The 1,663-nt window shown below is 60.4% G+C and carries 3 protein-coding genes; all 3 read left to right on the forward strand.

Annotated elements, in window-relative coordinates; all coding sequences use genetic code 11:
- The coding region (locus tag EN893_RS32825; protein WP_164901339.1) for an MFS transporter at positions 1-485 on the forward strand (485 nt) is incomplete at its 5' end.
- A gap of 110 nt (positions 486-595) precedes the next feature.
- The gene (locus tag EN893_RS32830) at positions 596-1,054 is read left to right on the forward strand and encodes a hypothetical protein (RefSeq protein ID WP_127271458.1); all 459 of its coding nucleotides are present in this window, start codon (positions 596-598) and stop codon (positions 1,052-1,054) included.
- 153 nt (positions 1,055-1,207) lie between these two features.
- The gene (gene rpmG, locus EN893_RS32835) at positions 1,208-1,375 is read left to right on the forward strand and encodes a 50S ribosomal protein L33 (protein WP_006201775.1); all 168 of its coding nucleotides are present in this window, start codon (positions 1,208-1,210) and stop codon (positions 1,373-1,375) included.
- Positions 1,376-1,663 lie beyond the last annotated feature (288 nt).

Below are 1,663 nucleotides of genomic sequence, written 5' to 3' on the forward strand. Positions count from 1 at the left end.
TCCCGATCTATGGCAGCCGCATCGGCTATTCCGAGGCCGATGCGGCCCTTCTGCTGACCATGATCGGCCTCGGCAATGTGTTGTTGCAGATCCCGATCGGCATGATCAGCGATCGCGTCAGCGATCGCCGCTACCTGCTGATTGCCTGCGCCACGGTCGGTCTTATCGGCACCGTCTTCATGCCCTTCTTCGCCCAGAATTGGCATTTGATGGCCGCGCTTCTGTTCGTCTGGGGCGGCGTCGTCGCTGCCATGTACACGATCGGCCTTGCCCATCTCGGCTCGCAGCTTTCCGGCCATGAACTGGCGTCGGCCAACGCCGCCTTCGTGCTGTGCTACGGTGTCGGCATGGTGCTCGGCCCGCAGGCGATCGGCATCGGCATGGATGCGTTCGGCCCGTCCGGCTTCGGCTGGTCGCTCGGCCTGTTCTTCGCCGCCTATATCGCTTTGGTCGCCGTCAGGTTGGTTCGCAAGATCCTGCTGTAGCGCAACTGCCGCCAGCCCTGCATTTGGCGCGCACGGTGGCAGGCTGCTGACAGAACCGTGTCAGGAGCACAGGGCTAAAAGAGTGTCCCAAAACACTTGAGGACACTTCCATGATCGACAGCGGCTTTGAAACCACATCGCTACGAATGACACTGCTTCTGCTCGTGACCTTCCAGGCTCCGGCCGCCGACGTCGACCGCATCATGGATGCTGTGGTGGCGATTGCGCCGCTGGCCATGGGCAAATATGACCGCAATGCCTATCAGTCGGCGCACGGCATCGAACGCTACAGGCCGCTTGACGGTGCGGCCGCCGGTGCCGAAACCGAATTGCGGCGGCGGCCCGGCACGGTCGAGGTTTCCTTCGAACTGCCGGACGATCAGGTGCTGGCCGCCCGCGTCGTCGAGGCGATTTTCCAGGCCCATTCCTACCAGGAACCGGTGATCCGCATTCAACCGATTCTCGCCAGCCGTTCCAAGGGACTGGACGACCGCGCCAATCCGAATCGCTGGTGGAACACGACCGGAGACTGGAAGAAGGTTGCGTCACCGGCGACAGAAACCGCATGATTTCCGTTCACCAGCAGGCTCAGGCGGGTCGCACCAGGCTTGCCGGGCTTGACTTTCCGGGCGCGTTCTTTATGTGTCGCGCCAAGTTTCCCGCGTCCGGGTGTTTCCCCGTGCTCCAGCGGCCAAAACCCCACGAACAAACGGACTGATATCATGGCCAAAGCCGCAAACATCAAGATCAAGCTTCTGTCGACCGCCGACACCGGTTTCTTCTACGTGACCAGCAAGAACAGCCGCACCAAGACCGACAAGCTGTCGTTCCGCAAGTACGACCCGGTCGCCAAGAAGCACGTCGAATTCAAGGAAACCAAGATCAAGTAATCTGAGTTTCCCGCTGCAATGCCGAAACGCCGCCCAATGGGCGGCGTTTTTCGTTTGTAACCAGTTGATTTCGTTGCACGTGAGCAGAGACTGCAGCCAAAAGGATTGACCCTTCGCCAAGGTTGCGGCACCCTTCGCCGTGGGTTGGGTGTCATGAACAAGGCGCCTATGGATGTCGAAGAAGGTGAAAGCTGCAATCATTGCAGCCCTTGTCGCTCTGGTTGCTGGCTTCGCCGTCAGCAACGGGCTGATAAGCCAGCAGACGGCCGATGAGATCAAGGCCAGGAC

The organism is Mesorhizobium sp. M7A.F.Ca.CA.004.04.2.1, from assembly GCF_004022825.1.
Lineage (GTDB): Bacteria > Pseudomonadota > Alphaproteobacteria > Rhizobiales > Rhizobiaceae > Mesorhizobium.

Bases quoted from the DNA above. Each gene is read 5' to 3' on its own strand.
- EN893_RS32830 (WP_127271458.1), top strand. From the start codon at position 596: ATGATCGACAGCGGCTTTGAAACCACATCGCTACGAATGACACTGCTT.
- rpmG (WP_006201775.1), top strand. From the start codon at position 1,208: ATGGCCAAAGCCGCAAACATCAAGATCAAGCTTCTGTCGACCGCCGAC.